Annotated in this window: 19 protein-coding genes; 2 read left to right on the top strand and 17 right to left on the bottom strand. The window is 62.0% G+C overall.

The genetic code is table 11. The annotated features are described in order from the left end of the window. Positions 1-22 precede the first annotated feature (22 nt). From GJ668_RS02625 to GJ668_RS02615, 3 genes are read right to left on the bottom strand one after another with little or no spacing between them, the layout of a single operon-like run. On the bottom strand, positions 23-460 hold the full coding sequence (locus tag GJ668_RS02625; protein ID WP_155448558.1) for a DUF29 domain-containing protein: 438 nt from the start codon (positions 458-460) through the stop codon (positions 23-25). Beyond that, positions 457-933 carry a DUF29 domain-containing protein gene (locus GJ668_RS02620; RefSeq protein WP_155448557.1) on the bottom strand — a complete coding sequence of 159 codons (477 nt, stop codon included), beginning with the start codon at positions 931-933 and terminating at the stop codon, positions 457-459. Before GJ668_RS02620 ends, GJ668_RS02625 begins: the two co-directional genes overlap by 4 nt. Positions 934-986: 53 nt before the next feature. Beyond that, positions 987-1,478 carry a methyltransferase family protein gene (locus GJ668_RS02615; RefSeq protein ID WP_155448556.1) on the bottom strand — a complete coding sequence of 164 codons (492 nt, stop codon included), beginning with the start codon at positions 1,476-1,478 and terminating at the stop codon, positions 987-989. Positions 1,479-1,541: 63 nt separating this feature from the next. Here GJ668_RS02615 and xthA point away from each other — a divergent pair, with 63 nt between their 5' ends. Beyond that, complete coding sequence (gene xthA, locus GJ668_RS02610; RefSeq protein WP_186342845.1) at positions 1,542-2,378, top strand: exodeoxyribonuclease III; 837 nt, start codon at positions 1,542-1,544, stop codon at positions 2,376-2,378. Here xthA and GJ668_RS02605 read toward each other — a convergent pair. The 3 genes from GJ668_RS02605 to nspC all read right to left on the bottom strand — a co-directional run bounded on the left by GJ668_RS02605 (position 2,365) and on the right by nspC (position 7,198). Continuing rightward, positions 2,365-4,617 carry an arginine/lysine/ornithine decarboxylase gene (locus GJ668_RS02605; protein ID WP_155448555.1) on the bottom strand — a complete coding sequence of 751 codons (2,253 nt, stop codon included), beginning with the start codon at positions 4,615-4,617 and terminating at the stop codon, positions 2,365-2,367. The two genes, xthA and GJ668_RS02605, sit on opposite strands and share 14 nt — an antisense overlap. A gap of 61 nt (positions 4,618-4,678) precedes the next feature. Next, on the bottom strand, positions 4,679-6,019 hold the full coding sequence (locus GJ668_RS02600; RefSeq protein WP_155448554.1) for a saccharopine dehydrogenase family protein: 1,341 nt from the start codon (positions 6,017-6,019) through the stop codon (positions 4,679-4,681). A gap of 66 nt (positions 6,020-6,085) precedes the next feature. Beyond that, a complete protein-coding gene (nspC, locus tag GJ668_RS02595) occupies positions 6,086-7,198 on the bottom strand; it encodes a carboxynorspermidine decarboxylase (protein WP_246194601.1) in 1,113 nt (370 codons plus the stop codon). A gap of 310 nt (positions 7,199-7,508) precedes the next feature. On the opposite strand from nspC, the gene GJ668_RS02590 reads away from it, so the two are divergent. After that, positions 7,509-7,973, top strand: a complete 465-nt coding sequence (locus GJ668_RS02590; protein ID WP_155448553.1) for an Hsp20 family protein — start codon at positions 7,509-7,511, stop codon at positions 7,971-7,973. Between the two features lie 152 nt (positions 7,974-8,125). Here the strand turns inward: GJ668_RS02590 and GJ668_RS02585 are convergent, their stop codons facing one another. From GJ668_RS02585 to bamA, 11 genes are all read right to left on the bottom strand, one after another. Continuing rightward, positions 8,126-8,725 (bottom strand): hypothetical protein, encoded by a 600-nt coding sequence (locus GJ668_RS02585; protein WP_155448552.1) that lies wholly within the window; start codon positions 8,723-8,725, stop codon positions 8,126-8,128. Then, positions 8,722-9,885, bottom strand: a complete 1,164-nt coding sequence (locus tag GJ668_RS02580; RefSeq protein ID WP_155448551.1) for an AAA family ATPase — start codon at positions 9,883-9,885, stop codon at positions 8,722-8,724. Before GJ668_RS02580 ends, GJ668_RS02585 begins: the two co-directional genes overlap by 4 nt. 103 nt (positions 9,886-9,988) lie before the next feature. Further along, the gene (gene rnhB, locus GJ668_RS02575; protein ID WP_281350180.1) at positions 9,989-10,606 is read right to left on the bottom strand and encodes a ribonuclease HII; all 618 of its coding nucleotides are present in this window, start codon (positions 10,604-10,606) and stop codon (positions 9,989-9,991) included. A 5-nt stretch (positions 10,607-10,611) separates the two neighbouring features. Next, positions 10,612-10,854 carry a DUF2442 domain-containing protein gene (locus GJ668_RS02570; protein WP_155448549.1) on the bottom strand — a complete coding sequence of 81 codons (243 nt, stop codon included), beginning with the start codon at positions 10,852-10,854 and terminating at the stop codon, positions 10,612-10,614. A 5-nt stretch (positions 10,855-10,859) separates the two neighbouring features. Next, entirely contained in the window at positions 10,860-11,114 is a 255-nt protein-coding gene (locus tag GJ668_RS02565; RefSeq protein ID WP_155448548.1) for a DUF4160 domain-containing protein, read from the bottom strand. A gap of 57 nt (positions 11,115-11,171) precedes the next feature. Further along, positions 11,172-12,356, bottom strand: coding sequence for a lipid-A-disaccharide synthase (gene lpxB, locus GJ668_RS02560; protein WP_246194599.1), 1,185 nt, complete (start codon positions 12,354-12,356; stop codon positions 11,172-11,174). Between the two features lie 3 nt (positions 12,357-12,359). Next, positions 12,360-13,130, bottom strand: coding sequence for an acyl-ACP--UDP-N-acetylglucosamine O-acyltransferase (gene lpxA, locus GJ668_RS02555; RefSeq protein ID WP_155448547.1), 771 nt, complete (start codon positions 13,128-13,130; stop codon positions 12,360-12,362). Next, positions 13,127-13,639 carry a 3-hydroxyacyl-ACP dehydratase FabZ gene (gene fabZ, locus GJ668_RS02550; protein WP_155448546.1) on the bottom strand — a complete coding sequence of 171 codons (513 nt, stop codon included), beginning with the start codon at positions 13,637-13,639 and terminating at the stop codon, positions 13,127-13,129. The genes lpxA and fabZ overlap by 4 nt, the downstream gene beginning before the upstream one ends. Next, entirely contained in the window at positions 13,639-14,685 is a 1,047-nt protein-coding gene (lpxD, locus tag GJ668_RS02545) for a UDP-3-O-(3-hydroxymyristoyl)glucosamine N-acyltransferase (RefSeq protein WP_186342837.1), read from the bottom strand. Before lpxD ends, fabZ begins: the two co-directional genes overlap by 1 nt. Positions 14,686-14,727: 42 nt before the next feature. Beyond that, on the bottom strand, positions 14,728-15,261 hold the full coding sequence (locus tag GJ668_RS02540; RefSeq protein WP_155448647.1) for an OmpH/Skp family outer membrane protein: 534 nt from the start codon (positions 15,259-15,261) through the stop codon (positions 14,728-14,730). A 39-nt stretch (positions 15,262-15,300) separates the two neighbouring features. Further along, positions 15,301-17,631 (bottom strand): outer membrane protein assembly factor BamA, encoded by a 2,331-nt coding sequence (gene bamA / locus GJ668_RS02535; RefSeq protein ID WP_155448544.1) that lies wholly within the window; start codon positions 17,629-17,631, stop codon positions 15,301-15,303. Between the last annotated feature and the right edge of the window lie 22 nt (positions 17,632-17,653).

Raw genomic sequence — 17,653 nt, 5'->3', positions numbered from 1 at the left:
GCGGCGGCTGTTTCGATCAGGATCAGAAATTCGAGTCCAGCAGTTGTTCCAGGCTGTAGGGGTTGTCCTCGGGAAAGAGGTCTGGGTCGAGGCCGGTTTCGCGCAGCGCGACACTCAAACCATCCACCCAGGCCGTCTCCAGTGCGGACTGCGATTGCAGCGGATTCTTCAAACCGGGGTTCTCCCGCAAATGCCGTGTCACGGCCCGGCGTTGCTCGACGATGGAGCGTCGCCAGCTCTTTTCGTTGGTCGGTGTGCGTTGGATCTGAATCTGAAGCTTCAGGAGATGCGTAATGATGACCGCAAGCCTGGAGGCCAGCTCGCGCTGTTCGGATTTACCCATGTCGATCACTTCCTCGGCGAGATGCTCCAGGTCCAGCAGATCGAAGCGGCCCTGTCGGAGATAGGCAGCCTGCTCCTGAGTCCAGGTAAAGAAGTCTTCGTGATAAGCGGTGCTCATCCGTCTTGCGCCTCGGGATAGAAGTCGTCGTCGAAGATCTGCGCGCGGCTGTAGGGGCAGGTCTCGGGGAAGGTCGACCTGGGCAGCCGCGTCTCCTTGTGGGCGAGACGCACGGCGGCCGGATACGCCTCCGTGATCGTGTCCTCGATTGCTGACTTGAGGCCGGGCGACTGGCGCAGGAGTTCGACGAGTTGTTCGCGCTGTTCGATGATGGTCGAGCGCCAACTGCGCCCATCGAATTCGCGCCAGCGCTCGGACAGCGCGCGATATTGAAACTCCCATTTCAGCAGATGGGACAGCAGCACCAACAAACGGCTGTAGAGCTCGCGACGATCGCTCTTGCTCATATCGCTGAGCTCCTCCAGCAGATGCTCGATATCCAGCTCATCGAAACGGCGCGCGCGCAAAAGCTCGGCGTTGCGTCGAGTCCAGGCGGCATAGTCAGTCTGGTAGAGGGTGGCAAGATCAGTCATGGCATTCAACGGATGGCGAATGATGTCAAGAGCCTTGATTCTAGTCGATGGCCTCAATAGATCCAGGGCACGAACTTGCGCACTTCGCGCGCGTAGTCGGCATATTCGGGATGGCGCTCGGTCAGCCAGGCTTCTTCTTTGCGGGCCTTGTAGTCGAAGAAAACGAAACCGATGGCCAGGATCAGCAGATGGGTCAGACTCAGGGTGTAGAGTGTCCAGCCGAGCGCGGCGAAGAGCTGGCTGCTGTAGAGCGGATGACGCACCCAGGCATAGACGCCATGCTTGACCAGCTGGCTGTGATCGACCGGATAGGGCAGGGGCGTGAGATAGTCGCGGATGTGGATCGAACCGAAGGCGCCGAACACCAGCGCGACCAGCCCCGCGCCGCCGAGCGCGATCCAGCGTACCGGCTCCAGGGCTGCGAGCACGCCGGCGGTGGCCAGCGGATTCCAGTTCGGCGCCAGGATGAAGGCGAACATCAGCACGAATTGCAGTGCCACGAGATATTCGCCGCGATGGCCTTTGAACGCCTGTAACAGTGACATAGGATCCTCCATCGATTACAAAGAGATGTGTTTTTGGTTCTGAAATCCGCCGGGAGCGTGCAGGTGCTCAAGATCGTTTCATTCAACATCAACGGCGTTCGCGCCCGGCCCCATCAGGTCGAGGCGCTCAAGGCCGGACTCGACCCCGATATCATTGCCTTACAGGAATCCAAGGTCGCCGACGCGCAGTTTCCGCTCGATTGGGCGCGCGGACTGGGCTATGACGTCCAGATCCACGGCCAGAAGGGTCACTATGGCGTGGCCCTCCTGAGCAAACAGGCACCGCACAGGGTGATCAAGGGACTGCCGGGCGACGACGCTGAGGCTCAGCGTCGGTTGATCCTAGGGCATTATCGACTCGCCGACGGTGATGAAGTCACGGTCATCAATGGCTACTTCCCACAAGGCGAAGGCCGCGACCATCCGCTGAAGTTCCCCGCCAAGCAGCGGTTTTATGCCGGGCTGCTGGAGTCGCTGCGCACCGCCTTCCGCCCGGACCAGAACATCGTCCTGCTCGGCGACATGAACGTCGCGCCGCTGGATCTGGATATCGGGATCGGCGCCGACAACGCCAAGCGCTGGCTGCGCACCGGAAAATGTGCCTTTCTGCCCGAGGAACGCGACTGGTTCCAGGCACTGCTCAACTGGGGGCTGATCGACGCCTACCGCGCCCGCCATCCAGAGTCCGCCGATCGCTTCAGTTGGTTCGACTACCGCTCACGCGGCTTCGAGCGCGAACCCAGGCATGGTCTGCGCATCGACCATATCCTGATTTCGGCCCCGCTGCGCGAGCGCCTGCTCGACGTCGGGATCGATTATGAGATCCGGGCCATGGACAAGCCCTCCGACCATTGCCCGGTGTGGATCACCCTGGATCTCCCCCGCCTCACAGCGGCTTGACGCAGTCGACGAAATAGCCGACTTCGCCGTCGACGGCTTCCTTGACCAGACCATGGATATCGGTCTCGAAGCCGGGGAAACGGGTGTTGAATTCGCGCGCGAACTGGAGATAGCGCACGATGGTGGCGTTGACGCGCTCGCCCGGAATCAACAGCGGAATCCCGGGCGGGTAGGGTGTGAGCAGCACGCTGGTCACGCGCCCTTCGAGATCGTCGATCCTGACCCGATCGATCTCGCGATGGGCCATCTTGGCGAAGGCGACCGCCGGTTTCATGGCCGGGACGATGTCGGACAGATACATATCCGTCGTCAGGCGCGCGACATCGTTGGCTTTGTAGATGCCGTGGATCTCGTCGCACAGATCGCGCAGACCGATCTTCTCATAGCGCGGATAGGCCTGGATGAACTCGGGCAGCACGCGCCATAGCGGCTGATTGCGGTCGTAGTCGTCCTTAAATTGCTGGAGTTCGGTGACCATGGTGTTCCAGCGGCCCTTGGTGATGCCGATGGTGAACATGATGAAGAACGAATAGAGTCCGGTCTTCTCGACCACGATGCCGTGCTCGGCCAGATATTTGGTGACGATCGCCGCCGGGATGCCCGATTCGGAGAACTCGCCGTCCATGTTCAGCCCGGGCGTGATGACCGTGGCCTTGATCGGGTCGAGCATGTTGAAGCCGGGCGCCAGCTCGCCGAAGCCGTGCCAGTGGTCGTCGGCGTGCAGGATCCAGTCCTCGCGGTCGCCGATGCCTTCCTCGGCCAGATAGTCCGGTCCCCAGACCTTGAACCACCAGTCCTCGCCGAACTCGGCATCGACCTTGCGCATCGCCCGCCGGAAGTCGAGCGCCTCCATGATCGACTCATGCACGAGGGCGGTGCCGCCGGGCGGCTCCATCATGGCTGCTGCCACGTCGCAGGAGGCGATGATGGCGTACTGCGGGCTGGTCGAGGAGTGCATCAGATAGGCTTCGATGAAGCTGTCACGGTCCAACTGGCGCTGATCGGACTCCTGCACCAGGATCTGCGACGCCTGTGACAGTCCCGCGAGCAGCTTGTGCGTCGACTGGGTGGCGAAGACCATGGACTCGTGACAGCGCGGCCGATCCTTGCCGATGGCATGCATGCCGGTATAGAAGTCGTGGAAGGAGGCATGCGGCAGCCAGGCCTCGTCGAAGAGCAGTGTGTCGATCTCGCCGTCGAGCAGCGACTTGATGGTATCGACGTTGTAGAGCACGCCGTCATAGGTGCTCTGGGTGATGGTCAGCACCCGCGGCTTGGCCTGGCTGCCCTGGGCGAAGGGATTGGCGGCGATCTTGCGCCGGATGTTCTCGGGCTTGAACTCATCGAGCGGGATCGGACCGATGATGCCGTAATGGTTGCGCGTCGGCATCAGGAACACCGGGATCGCCCCGGTCATGATGATAGCGTGCAGGATCGACTTGTGGCAGTTGCGATCGACCACCACGATGTCGTCCGGGGCGACCGTCGAGTGCCAGACGATCTTGTTCGAGGTCGAGGTGCCGTTGGTGACGAAGAACAGATGGTCGCAGTTGAATATGCGCGCGGCATTGCGCTCGGACGCAGCTACGGGGCCAGAGTGGTCGAGCAACTGGCCGAGTTCGTCGACGGCGTTGCAGACATCGGCGCGCAGCATGTTCTCGCCGAAGAACTGGTGGAACATCTGCCCGACCGGGCTCTTGAGAAAGGCCACGCCGCCCGAGTGTCCCGGACAGTGCCAGGAGTAGGAGCTGTCGGCGGCATAGTGGGTCAGCGCGCGGAAGAAGGGCGGGGCCAGACTGTCGAGATAGACCCGCGACTCGCGCGCCACATAGCGGGCGATGAACTCGGGTGTGTCCTCGAACATGTGGATGAAGCCGTGCAGTTCCTTGAGCACGTCGTTGGGGATATGGCGCGAGGTGCGCGTCTCGCCATAGAGAAAGATCGGAATGTCCTCGTTGCGCAACCGCACTTCCTTGACGAAGGCACGCAGGGTCGCGAGCGCTTCGAGCGCCTCCTCGGGCGAGCCGCTGCCGAATTCCTCGTCGTCGATCGAGAGGATGAAACAAGAGGCGCGGCTCTGCTGCTGGGCGAACGAGGTCAGATCGCCATAGCTGGTGACGCCGAGCACCTCCAGCCCCTCGCTCTCGAGCGCCTTGGCGAGCGCGCGAATGCCAAGACCGCTCGCGTTCTCGGAGCGGAAGTCCTCGTCGATGATGACGACTGGAAAACGGAAACGCATCGCGTAATCCTCGGGAAATGAAGCGCCGGGCGGCCCGCGCGCGGAGCCGCCCTGGTCGGGATCAACGTGACTTGGGAGCGACGGCGATCATCGGATTGGCCGCCGAGACCGTGACGGTCGCGGTCGACTCGGCGATCTCGGTCTCCAGATCGCGCACAGCGCCGTCGAAGGACGCCGCGCTGCCCGGCTCGATCTCCTTGACCTCGGTCGGCAGACCGATGCGGTCGAGGATGGCGATGAACGGCTCGGGATCGAGTTCCTCGACGTTGACCATGGTCCGGGTGTCCCATGTGCCGTCGGCGATCAGCATGGCGGCGGCGACCGGCGGCACGCCAGCGGTGTAGCTGATGCCCTGCGACTCGACTTCCTCATAGGCGGCCTTGTGGTCCGAGACCTGATAGATCAGCACCTCGCGCGGCTGGCCGTCCTTGGTGCCTTTGACGAAGTTACCGATACAGGTCTTGCCCGTGTAGTTCGGGGCCAGCGTCTTGGGATCGGGGAACAGCGCCTTGACCACCTTGAGCGGCACGACCTCCTGACCGTCGGCGAGCTTGACCGGCAGATGGTCGAGGAAGCCCAGGGTGCGCAGCACCGTGAAGACGTTGATGTAGTGATCGCCGAAGCCCATCCAGAACCGAATGCTCTCGGCGTCGATGTTCTGCGACAGCGAGTGCAGTTCGTCGTGGCCATTGAGATAGATGGGCGAGGGGCCGACCACGGGCAGGTCGTAGACGCGCTTGACCGTGTGGGTCGGATACTCCTTCCACTGGCGGTCGATCCAGGTCCAGACCTTGATGAACTCGCGGAAGTTGATCTCAGGATCGAAGTTGGTCGCGAAATAGCGGCCATGGCTGCCGGCGTTGACGTCGATGATGTCGATGGTCTCGATCTTATCGAAGTAACGCTTGACCGCCAGCGCGCAATAGGCGTTGACCACGCCCGGATCGAAGCCGGCGCCGAGGATGGCGGTCACGCCCTTCTCGGCGCAGCGGTCCTTGCGCTTCCACTCGTAGTTGGCATACCAGGGTGGATCCTCGCAGACCTTGTCCGGGTCTTCATGGATGGCGGTGTCGATATAAGCGACGCCGGTTTCGAGACAGGCCTCCAGGATCGACATGTTGAGGAATGCCTGACCGAGATTGATCACGATCTCGGACTTGGTCTCCTGAATCAGCTTGACGGTCGCCGGGATGTCGAGCGCATCGATCTGGCGCGAATAGAGCTTCTTGGACGGATCCTTGAGGTGGCCCTTGCGCTGAATGCTCTCGATGATCTCATCGCACTTGGACTGGGTGCGCGAGGCGATGCAGATGTCGCCCAGCACATCGTTGTTCATCGCCGCCTTGTGCGCGGCGACATGCGCGACGCCGCCGGCGCCGATGATCAGCACGTTTTTCTTCATGGAGTTCTCGATTGGACGTTGCTGTGGTTGAAGAGTGGCTCGGAAAACAGGGTGGTCGGGCGCGGATCAGGACAGACTGCGCTTGAAGTCGTCATAGCCGAACGCGCGCACCCGCTCCAGCGTGCCATCGAGCCGGCGCACGACGATCGCGGGCATGGCCACGCCATTGAACCAGTTGACCTTGACCATGGTGTAACCGCCGGCATCGGCGATACGCACCTCGTCGCCGACGTGCAGCGGTGCGGCGAGTCTGAAGTCACCGAAGACGTCACCGGCCAGACAGGTGCGTCCGGCGACCATCATCCGATGTTCGCCGGGCGGCGGGCTGGTAAGCCGGGGGTTGGTCCGATAGACGAGATGGTCGAGCATGTGCGCCTCCAGCGAGGCGTCGATGATGGCGATATCGATCTCATTGTGCACCACATCGAGCACGGTGGTCACGAGCTCGGTGCTCTGAGTAATGGCCGCCTCGCCCGGCTCCAGATAGACCTGGATGTCGAACGCCTGGCTGAACGCGCGCAGGGCGTCGCAGAAGGCATCCAGCGCATAGCCGTCCTGGGTGAAGGACAGCCCGCCGCCGAGACTCACCCACTCCATCCGATGCAGCAGCTCGCCGTACTCGCGCCCGAGGGTCGCCAGCGAGGCGCGGATATTGTCGACGTCCGGGTTCTCGCAGTTGAAATGGAACATCAGCCCCTTGAGCCAGGGCGCGACCTCGGCCAGCGCGCGCTTGTCGCTGACACCCAGGCGCGAATAGCGCCGCGCCGGATCGGCCAGATCGAAGTTCGAATAGCTGATGCCCGGATTGACGCGCAACCCCAGATTCAGGCCCGCCACGTCCGGCTGGAACTGCCGCAACTGCGACAGCGAGTTGAAGATGAGCTTGTCGGCGAACTCGCGCACCGCCAGCACTTCGTCGCGCGAAAACCCGACGCTGTAGGCATGGACCTCGCCGCCGAATTCCTCGTAACCCAGACGCGCCTCGTAGAGCGAGCTGCTGGTGGTGCCGTCCATGTGCTGGCGCATCAGATCGAACACGCACCAGGTCGAGAAGCACTTGAGCGCCAGCACCGATTTGGCGCCGGAGCGCTCGCGCACCTGCTGGATGATCTCAAGGTTGTGCTTGAGCCGGGACTCGTCGATCAAATAATAGGGGGTAGCCAGGTCTGTCATCGACATATGGAAACTCGTGGGGAGGGGGCCGGAAAGTCGCGCGCACTCGGGCACCGAGGCATGGCTGTGTGGGCTGGACAGCACCCTGGTTCAACTCTAAAGGCCGCGCATGACACTTTGATGACGAACGGCGCTGAGCGGCTGCTCATGATGGCCACCAGGGGCGGGGGCGTCAAGAATTAGCACTCCCCTTGACAGAGTGCTAATCGATGCCTATATTCTTCACGCAAGCGATCGCCCCTCGGGGGATTGCCCAACCGGCGGTTCGTAACGAACGCCAACTGTCTGTTCATATTGCTCATTTGGAGGATATGTCATGTCCACGCTCGACTTCTCACCCCTGTTCCGCTCCATGATCGGCTTTGATCGTCTGGCCAATGCGCTGGAGACGGCCTATCGCACCGAGCCGGGCGGCTATCCGCCCTACAACGTCGAGTTGCTCGACGAGAATCGCTATCGCATCACGCTCGCCGTGGCGGGTTTCAGCGAGGCTGAACTGACCATCGAAGCTAAGGAGAGCCTGCTCACCGTCACCGGTCAGCGTCAGGCAACCGAGAGTGAGGGGAATTTCCTCTATCGCGGGATCGCCAATCGCGCCTTCGAGCGCCGTTTCCAGGTTGCCGACTATGTGAAGGTCAAGGAGGCGCGTCTTGAGAACGGCCTGCTGCACATCGACCTGGTGCGCGAAGTACCCGAGGCCATGAAGCCGCGGCGCATCGAGATTCGCGGTTCCAGCACCAATCCAGCCATCGAGCACGCCGCAGCCGCCAAGGCGGCCTGAGCGCGCACGACGGTTAGCTTGATACGTTGAGCTATACGGGCCGGGGGAATGACCTCGGCCCTTTTGCGTTTGCAGAACCTCATTCGCCGATCGGTGTGCTTGGTGCCGCCGTCCGGGCGTGATGCATTAGAAAACATCTGGCGTCGGGCGCTTCAGCCATGATCGGCGTCAAGAGTTTCCATGCGTCTGAGTGCGCGTGCCAGGCTCGGTGAGCGTTGCGCCGCGTGCCGCGCGTTCCAGTGCTGGTGCACGAAAGCGCACAGATGCAGGTTGTAACCCGATCCCGGTTTGCTCGGGTCGTCGGGCGAGACCATTTCCTGTCGCAGCAAGCGCTTTTTGGAGCGGCGCACCAGGGTAAGGATCAGCCGCTTGGGATCGAATTCTTCATCAGGCGCTTGCGGCAGCTTGTTCAATGGCACGGCCAATGCCTCGGCGAATCCCTCGCGGTCAGCCAACACCCAACTCTCGGCCTCGCGGACGGCCAGGCGTAACACCAAGCGCGCGTCCGGACGTGGCAGCCATTGGCTCAACAGTTCCGCGACGCATCGACCGTCAGTATCGGCGATGCACAGCACCGGCTGAACATACCGCGCCTGTTCGAGATAGCGGGGCAGTGCTGCGGCCAGCTTGGTGACGCCTTTGGTATCGATCGGCGTTTGGGCTAACTGCCAGCCCTGGAGACAGGTCGAGACCAGGCGCTCACCAAGCGCGCAGCAGAGCGCGTCCTCGCCCACGACACGCACTCGCCTCATCCGAACAATCCCAACTGCTCCAGTCCCGACGGACTTGTTTTGGGTAACAGCACCTCGGCCGCGTTGAGACCGTGATCCATGGCGCGACGCTCTTCGGTATCGGGCGGCTGCACAGTGGAGCCAACATGGCCCGTCTCGATCAGCAGCAGGCTGTCGGCATCGGTGATCCTGGACAGCAACATTTCGCTATGCGTGCTGATGAGCACCTGAACCGTCGACTGGCGTTTTTTGCGGTCGCGCAGGACACGGTCGATCAAGAGCGGGATATGCTGGACGATGCCATCGTTCAACGACAGCTCAGGTTCTTCCAGCAACAACAATCCTTCGCTCTCCAGCAAAGCCCAGAGCAACCCGATCAAACGCAAGGTGCCGTCAGATAACTGATCTTCCTGCTGCCAGGCACCGTGCGGACGCCAATGTTTGAAGTTGGCTTCCAGATGCCAGAGTCCTGTCACCTTGTCTTGCTCGAAGCGTAACTCAGAGAACAGCGGCACGGCTTGCCCCAAGGCTTGTTCGATGCGTCTCAGGCGCGCATCGCGGGTGCGTTTCGCCGTCTTGGCGATACGCTGCATGAGCCCCTGGCCGAAGGGATCGTTTTCGAGTACGCGGTGGCTGATTTCGCCGCCGTATTTGAGCAGTTGCGGAACCAGATGCAGATAGGTGGTTGCGGCAAAGAACTCAACGATGGCGCGAAATTCGGCATTGTTGTTGATCTGTTCCAGGTGCGTCTGGGTCAGGCGTTCCGGGTCTTTTCGATCGGAGTCGTCAGGTCGGCTGAGAATAAGCTCACCGTTATGCTCCACGTGCTCTTCGGTCACGATCGCCCGTTGCGCAGGCTTGCCATCCGAGTTGAACGCGAGCTGATAGACCCAGGTCGGGGCCTCATCCCGGCTGGATTCGGACAGTTCGACTTCGATGCGTAGCTCGGAATCCTTGCGCGCGTGCAGACTGCGCAACTTACCAAGTCCGCCGCGTTCCTTGACGGCTTTCTGTAAACCGCCGCCATCGGCTTGGGCCAGGGCGCGCAGGAAGCGAAAGACATCGAGCAGGTTCGATTTGCCCGAAGCATTGGCACCGATGACATAGGCGCGCGGTCCGAGTGGCACGTCGACCTCACGGAAATTGCGCCAGTTCTTGAGCTTGAGGCAGGTCACGATCATGGGTGCCGCTCCAGGGATTTTTGGCGTGTCATGGCTGCACCAGCGTGGTCAGGGATCGATTGCATTCGGGAGCGGGAGCCAGCAGTGTCAAGTCCCCGGAGATTCAGCGCGCCGACGAACGCGCCTTGGACAGCGGCGCGAAACTGAGCCGATGCCAGCGACAGGGTCCGAGCCGTGCCAGGGCGTCGAGATGTTCGCGGGTCGGATAGCCCTTGTGCTTGGCAAAGCCATAGCCCGGACACTCGGCGTCCAGCTCGACCATGAACCGATCGCGCGCGACCTTGGCCAGGATCGAGGCCGCGCCGATGGCCGGCACCGACCCATCACCCCCGACGATGGCCTCGGCCGCGATGTCCAGCTCAGGGCAGCGGTTGCCGTCGATCAGCACGCGCTCCGGGCGGATCTGAAGTGACTCAACCGCCCGGCGCATGGCCAGCAGCGTCGCTTGCAGGATGTTGATCTGATCGATTTCCTCGGCGCTGGCCCAGGCGACCGACCAGGCGAGCGCCTGTTCGCGGATCAGCGGTTCCAGGCGCTCACGGCGCGCCGGGCTGAGTTTCTTGGAGTCATCGATGCCAGCGATCGGGCGCGCCGGATCGAGGATAACCGCTGCCGCGCACACCGGACCGGCGAGCGGGCCGCGTCCGGCTTCGTCAACGCCGGCGATCAAGGTGTGTTCAGCAAAGAATCGAGAGGTTTGAACAGCAGGCATGTGATTCAAACGGCTTAAGCCGCTTGCTTGTCCTTAGTGAGACCGGCATAGCGAAACAGGGTCTTGGGTTCGATATCCACGCGGCCATCCAAAAACTCCAGACATCCCCACTCTGGATCGATACGCGCGGTTTTCACATCGTCTAATGCAACATGCTGGCCGATCAACCCCTGTAAATCGACTTCTCGACGAGCACCATTTTCGAAGGTGAGCATAAAACGATAGGCTTCTTGGTGTTCAATGAGCCGAAGTTTCATCAATCTCACTCCAAGGGCTGAATAGGATAAAAACGTTGCGTTTTCCACATTTCGATCAATTCATCTTGATGCAGCTCAGCCCACTCTCGGACAAGTTGGCGGCATTTTTTTGGCAGGAGACCCTCGATTAGATTCAGGTTTGCAAGCTCCATCACGGCCTGATATTCACCATATTTGATGTGAAAATGCGGTGGTGGATGTTCGCGGTCAATCAAATACATCCTGATGACGATTCCATAAAAACGGCAGATTTCAGGCATCGACTGAGTTTTTTGTCAGATATCCTCGGGGTGGATGCAGATAGTACGCTGCGATGGTCAGCTTGGCGACAGTCGATAGTCGATCAGTTCCAGCACCGCCTGCGCGGCGCTCGCCGCCGCATCGCGGCGCAATTCGCGATGAATCCGATCATATTCGGCTTGAATCTCGGCGACGCGCTCTGGATCGTCCAGATAGGCCAGCAACGCCGGAGCCAGACGCTCGGGCCGACAGTCGTCTTGCAAAAACTCAGGCGCGAGCGCACGGCCGGCAAGCAAATTGGCCATGGCGACATAGGGCACCTTGACCAGCTTCAGCCACTTGACCAGATGATAGGTCAGCGGATGCAGCCGATAGGCCACGACCATCGGGCGCTTGAGCAGCAGCGTCTCCAGGGTCGCGGTCCCCGAAGCGGTCAGCACGACATCGGCGGCGGCGATGGCCTCACGGCTGTGTCCGTCAACCAGCGTCATTGGCAAGTCGGGATCGAGCCGTTGCAACTCGGCTTCGAACAGCGCCCGCAGCCGTGCATTGACCAGCGGCACGACGAAACGCAGTTCAGGCCGCGACTGAAGACAACGCCGCGCGGTGCCAATGAAGGGCGCCGCCAGCCGACGCATCTCGCCGGCCCGGCTTCCAGGGAGCAGGGCGATGATCGGCGCATCCGCCGGCAGTCCAAGCGCGGCGCGCGCCTCAGCACGATCGACCGCCAGCGGAATCTCATCGGCCAGCGGATGACCGACATAGGTCGCCGGCACACCGTGCTGACGCAAAAAGTCTTCCTCGAACGGAAAGATGCACAGCATCCGATCGACTGCACGCCGGATGCCCTTGACCCGTCCTGCACGCCAGGCCCAAACGGTCGGGCTGACCAGATGCACGGTCTTGATCCCGCGCTCGCGAAGCTGACGCTCCAGTCCCAGATTGAAATCGGGCGCATCCACGCCGATAAAGACCGCCGGCGGATGGGCGATGAAATGCTCCCGAAGCCGGCGGCGCAGACCCAGCAGCTCGGGCAGATGGGCCAGCACCTCAGTCAACCCCATCACCGACAGCCGTTCCATGTCGAACAGCGTCTCACAGCCCACTTCACGCATCCTTGGACCCGCCACGCCGACGAACCGCGCCTCGGGACATTGCGCCCGGATCGCCCGCGCCAGCGCGGCCCCGAGCAGATCGCCCGAGGGTTCATTGGCAACCAGGCCGATCAACAGCGGTTCAGGCGCCTCCATTCGAACGTGCATGGATCAGCGCGCCAACCCGCGCCCGGCTGAGGTGATGAAGTCCAGCAGCGGTTGCAGCTCGGGCGTGTCAGCGGCCATGTCAGTGATCTGAGCACGGGCCTCGTCGAGCTTGAGATTGGCCATGTAGAGCGCGCGATAGGCGCGTTTGATGACGCGGATGGCCTCGGGCGAAAACCCGCGCCGCCGCAGCCCCTCGCTGTTGATCCCATGCGGTTCGGCCGGATGACCGCCGACCGTGACATAGGGCGGCACATCGCGCGTGAGCACCGACCCCATGGCGCAAAAGGCATGGGCGCCGATACGGCAGAACTGATGCACGATGGTGAAGCCACCGAGGATGGCCCAGTCCTGGATCTCGACATGCCCGCCGAGCGAGGCGGCATTGGCCAGGATCACCTGATTGCCGATGCAGCAGTCGTGCGCGACATGGGTATAGGCCATGAACAGATTGTCATCGCCGATGCGGGTCACGCCCTGGTCCTGCGCGGTGCCTCGATGCAGGGTCGTAAACTCACGCACCTGATTGCGGTCGCCGATCTCCAGCCGGGTCGGTTCGCCGCTGTATTTCTTGTCCTGCGGATCCTCGCCGACCGAGGCGAACTGAAAGATGCGGTTGTCGCGCCCGATCCGCATCGGCCCGCGCAGTACGGCATGCGGCCCGATGCGCGTGCCGGCGTCGATCTGAACCCCGGCGCCGATCACGGCAAAGGGTCCGACCTCGACGGTTGAGTCGAGGTCAGCACCTGGGTCGACCAGGGCGCTGGGGTGGATCAAGCGTCGTAGTCCCGCGCCGTGCACATGATCTCGGCGGTTGCGACCACCTTGTCATCGACGCGCGCCTCGCCGTCGAACTTCCAGATGCCGCGGCGCACCGGACCCAGCCGCACCTCCATGATGAGCTGATCGCCCGGCTCGACCGGACGCTTGAAACGCGCCTTGTCGATACCGACGAAATAATAGAGCGATTTTTCACCGACCAGATCCGGACGCGAAGCCATCGCCAGCAGTCCGGTCGCCTGCGCCATGGCCTCGACGATCAGCACGCCCGGCATGACCGGGCGCACCGGGAAGTGGCCCGTGAAAAATGGCTCGTTGAAGGAGACGTTTTTGAGCGCGGTCAGATACTCGTTGACCCTGTAGTCGATGACCTTGTCGACCAGTAGAAAGGGATAACGGTGCGGCAGAAGGCTCAACACCTTATTAATATCCATCGTGCTCACGACATCCTCCGAACGACCCGCGTGTCGCTCGGAATCCCGTGGATTCGGATCTGATCCATCCATCAGGACTCCTCCCGCTCGTGTGTTGCGTTCATGTTGGCAATAAGAGTTTCGAGTTGCTTGACTCGGCGCGTCAGCTCATCCAGATGCCTGAAACGCGCCGCATTACGTCGCCAATCCGCGCTTGGCATGGCTGGTATCCCACTGCTGTAGACACCAGGTTCCTTGAACGACCGGGTGACCATGGCCATGCCGGTGAAGTGTACGTTGTCGCCGATGTCCAGATGTCCGGCCATGCCGACCGCGCCGGCGATGGTGCAGTTCCGACCGATCCGGGTCGAGCCTGAGATGCCGGTGTTGGCGGCCATGGCGGTGTTGTCGCCGACGATGACGTTGTGTCCGATCTGGATGTGATTGTCGAGTTTGACGCCGTTGCCGATGACGGTATCACCGATGGCACCGCGATCGACCGAGGTATTGGCGCCGATCTCGACATCGTCGCCGAGCACGGCACACCCGATCTGGGGGATACGCACCCAGCGTTCGCCATCCTTTGCGAAGCCGAAGCCCTCGCGTCCGATCACCGCGCCCGGATGGATCAGGGCGCGCTGACCGACACGGGTGCCGGCACACAGGGTCACGCGCGCTACCAGCCGGCTGTCGGCACCGATCTCGACGCCTTCGCCGAGGATACAGCCGGGGCCGACGAAGACGCGCGGGCCGACGACCACCCCGGCCTCCAGCACTGTCAGCGGCCCGATCCAGGCCGTCGGATCGACCTGAGCACTCGGGTCGATCACGGCGGATGCATGGCGGCCCCCGACCACCTCCGGGTCCGGGTGCAGCAGACGCGCCGCCTGCGCAAAGGTCAGATAGGGGTTGTCGCTGAGCAGCACCGGCATCTGGACGACGGCGGCCTCGGAGGCTCTGAGGATCACCGCCGAGGCGCCCGTCGTGGCCAGATGCGCGCGGTAGGCCGGATCGCCGAGAAAGCTCAGACTGCCGGCTCCGGCGCTGTCGAGCTGAGCGATATGAGTCAGCACGACATCAGCGTCGCCACGCACGGACGCACCGAGTCGAGCGGCGAGTTCACCGAGACGAATTTGCACGGGTTTGGTCTCCAAGCCAGGGGGGCGAGGGCGAGGACGAGCCTAGCGAGAGGTCGCGCTGTCGGAGCGTTGAGCGGCGCTTTTGTCGAACTCCTGCTTCAGCCGCTCGATCACTAGATCCGAGATATCGATGCGCGGATTGGTATAGACCAGACCGTCGCTGAGGATGAGATCGATTTTCTGCTCCTTGGCCAGCTCGACTACGACCTCCTGCACCTGCCGGCTGAGCTTGGTGCGCAATTCGTTCTGGCGCAGAGCGAAATCGTCCTGGAATTCGTCGCGCGCATACTTGACCTTGCGCGTGCGGCTGCGGATATCGTTCTGGAGCCGCTGGAGTTCGCTCTCGCTCATCAGCGAGCCATCGCGTTCGAGCTGACGTTGCAGGGCGGCGATCTGTTCCTGCTGTTCGCGCAGATCGCGCTCGCGATCCTCGATCTCGCGCTGGAGCGCATCGCGCGCGGCCTCGTATTGGGGCGATTGCTCGACGACCCGGTTGGGGTCGACCACGGCGATGCGATAGTCGGAGTCAGTGGCCAAGGCGGCTTGAGCCGCAACTCCGAGCAGTGTGGCCACCATGAGCGGCAGGACAAGCGTCTTCACGGGCGCCTCCATGGGTTAGAAGGTCTGGCCGAATCCGAACTGGAAGACCTGGGTCTCGTCACCCTCCTGCTCGTTGAGCGGGATGGCGAAGCTGACCGACAGCGCGCCGACCGGTGACAGCCAGGTGACAGAGATACCGGTCGAGTAGCGCAGGTCACCGATATCGAATCCGCTGTAGGTCAGCAGATCTGAATCATAGGTCGACCAAACGTTGCCGAAGTCAAGAAAGGCGCCCAGACGCAGGGATTTCTCGAACTGGCCGCCGATCGGGGCCGGCGCGAAAAACTCGATACTGCCGGTGAGCTTGAGGTTGCCGCCCACAGGGTCGTCGCTACTGACTTCGCGTGGGCCGAGCGTGTTGGCCTGCCAGCCGCGCACCGAGCGCGGACCGCCGGCATAGAAGTTTTCGAAGAAGGGCAGATAGTTGGTTTCGCCATAGCTGTCGCCATAGCCCAGGTTGGCGCTCATGGACACGATGAAGCGCGAGGTCAACGGGATGTAGAGCTGTTCGTCGTAACGGATCTTGTAGTACTGGAGATCACTGCCGGGAACGGTCAGCTCGGCCTGGAGGATGCGCAGTGAACCGCGTGTCGGAAACACGGCCGTGTCGCGCGTGTCGCGCGTGTAGCTGGCCGTGAGCGAGAAGTCGTTGAAAATATTGCCGTTGTTGGCAACGAATTCCTCGGCGATCTCGGACTCACCGGCGGTGAAATCAGTATACTGATAGTTGAATCCCAGTCCGGCGCGGCTGACGTCCGTGATGGGCAGGCCGAAGTTCAGGCCGACGATGCCGATATTGGTCGAGTAGTCGGCACCGATCAGTTCGTCGAAGTCGGTTTCGCGATAGGACAGGTTGAAGCCGCGACTGATACCGTCGACCGTGTAATAGGGGTTGGTGTAGCCGAACTGATAGAGCGTGGTCGAGCTGCTGTTGTTGAAGGCGACCGCCACCCGCTTGCCCGTGCCCAGGAAGTTGTTCTGGGTCACGCTGGCGTTGAGCAGGACGCCGTCGGACTGCGAGAAGCCGATACCGGCGGCCAGGTTGCCGGCGGGCTTTTCCTTGACCATGACGTTGACATCGACCTGATCGGCCGAGCCAGGCACGGCTGGGGTCTCGATCGCGACCTCGTCGAAATAGCCCAGACGCTGCAAGCGCTCGCGCGATTTGCGCGTCTGATCAGCCGAGAACCAGGATGTTTCGAGCTGGCGCATCTCGCGGCGCAGCACCTCGTCGCGGGTGCGGGTGTTTCCATTCATGTCGACGCGACGCACATAGACGCGCTTGCCGGCATCGACGAAGAAGGTCACGGCGACCTCGTGCTGCTCCTCGTTGACCTCGGGGATGGTGTTGACGTTGGCGAAGGCGTAACCCTCGTCGCCGAGCAGATTTGAAATGCGCTCGGCACTCTCGGTGGTGAGCTTGCGCGAGAAGAATTCACCACGCTTGAGATGAATCAGCGGAAAGAGCTGTTCAGCAGGCACCGAGGGATCGCCGGCGAGCTTGATGTCACTCACGCGGAAGGGCTGGCCCTCCTCGATGGTGATCGTGACATAGATGTCTTTTTTGTCGGGGCTGATCGAGACCTGGGTCGATTTGATATCGAACTTGATGTAGCCGCGATCGAGATAGAAGGAACGCAGCGATTCCAGATCACCAGCGAGCTTTTGCTTGGAGTACTGGTCGTTCTTGGTATAGAAGGAGTTCCAGCGCGTCGCTCCCAGCTCGAACTGCGCCAGCAGTTGCTTGGTGTCGAAGGCTTGGTTGCCGATGATATTGATCTGCTTGATGCGCGCCGTCAGCCCCTCGATGATCACGATATTGATCGCGACCCGGTTGCGCTCCAGCGGCGAGACGGTCGACTGGACCAGCACGCCATACTTGCCGCGCGCGAAATACTGCCGCTCCAGTTCCTGTTCGATGCGATCGAGCACCGAGCGGTTGAAGACACGCCCTTCCTTCAGGCCGATGTCGGCCAGAGCGGCTTCGAGCGCCTTGGTCTCGATGTCTTTGTTGCCGCTGATCTCGATCTCGGCGATGGCCGGACGCTCGCGCACCTGGATGACGAGCACGCTGCCGTCGCGTTCGACGCGCACGTCATCGAAGAATCCGGTCTGATAGAGCGAGCGAATGACGCCGCCGGTGACATCGTCAGCGACGGTATCTCCGATCTGGACCGGCAGATAGTTGAAGACCGTACCGGGAGCGATGCGTTGCAAGCCCTCGACCCGGATGTCCGAGACCTGAAAGACCTCCGCGATGGCGGCGCCCGGTGCGGTCAAGGCGAGAACGCACAACAGGAGCGCTCGCCAGGCGCCGTGGCGGAGTGACTGAGTGTTTGCGCGCAAGACGGTTTCCCCTGATTGAAGC

This window comes from Allochromatium palmeri, from assembly GCF_009720725.1.
GTDB classification, from domain to species: Bacteria; Pseudomonadota; Gammaproteobacteria; order Chromatiales; family Chromatiaceae; genus Thermochromatium; species Thermochromatium palmeri.
The sequence above is the reverse complement of the archived record's forward strand: the minus strand, read 5'-3'. Positions and strand labels throughout refer to the sequence as shown.

Excerpts from the sequence above, each read along its gene's own strand:
- GJ668_RS02625 (WP_155448558.1), bottom strand. The coding sequence starts at position 460 with ATGAGCACCGCTTATCACGAAGACTTCTTTACCTGGACTCAGGAGCAG.
- GJ668_RS02620 (WP_155448557.1), bottom strand. The coding sequence starts at position 933 with ATGACTGATCTTGCCACCCTCTACCAGACTGACTATGCCGCCTGGACT.
- GJ668_RS02615 (WP_155448556.1), bottom strand. The coding sequence starts at position 1,478 with ATGTCACTGTTACAGGCGTTCAAAGGCCATCGCGGCGAATATCTCGTG.
- GJ668_RS02605 (WP_155448555.1), bottom strand. The coding sequence starts at position 4,617 with ATGCGTTTCCGTTTTCCAGTCGTCATCATCGACGAGGACTTCCGCTCC.
- GJ668_RS02600 (WP_155448554.1), bottom strand. The coding sequence starts at position 6,019 with ATGAAGAAAAACGTGCTGATCATCGGCGCCGGCGGCGTCGCGCATGTC.
- nspC (WP_246194601.1), bottom strand. The coding sequence starts at position 7,198 with ATGTCGATGACAGACCTGGCTACCCCCTATTATTTGATCGACGAGTCC.
- GJ668_RS02590 (WP_155448553.1), top strand. The coding sequence starts at position 7,509 with ATGTCCACGCTCGACTTCTCACCCCTGTTCCGCTCCATGATCGGCTTT.
- GJ668_RS02585 (WP_155448552.1), bottom strand. The coding sequence starts at position 8,725 with ATGAGGCGAGTGCGTGTCGTGGGCGAGGACGCGCTCTGCTGCGCGCTT.
- GJ668_RS02580 (WP_155448551.1), bottom strand. The coding sequence starts at position 9,885 with ATGATCGTGACCTGCCTCAAGCTCAAGAACTGGCGCAATTTCCGTGAG.
- GJ668_RS02570 (WP_155448549.1), bottom strand. The coding sequence starts at position 10,854 with ATGAAACTTCGGCTCATTGAACACCAAGAAGCCTATCGTTTTATGCTC.
- GJ668_RS02565 (WP_155448548.1), bottom strand. The coding sequence starts at position 11,114 with ATGCCTGAAATCTGCCGTTTTTATGGAATCGTCATCAGGATGTATTTG.
- lpxB (WP_246194599.1), bottom strand. The coding sequence starts at position 12,356 with ATGCACGTTCGAATGGAGGCGCCTGAACCGCTGTTGATCGGCCTGGTT.
- fabZ (WP_155448546.1), bottom strand. The coding sequence starts at position 13,639 with ATGGATGGATCAGATCCGAATCCACGGGATTCCGAGCGACACGCGGGT.
- GJ668_RS02540 (WP_155448647.1), bottom strand. The coding sequence starts at position 15,261 with ATGGTGGCCACACTGCTCGGAGTTGCGGCTCAAGCCGCCTTGGCCACT.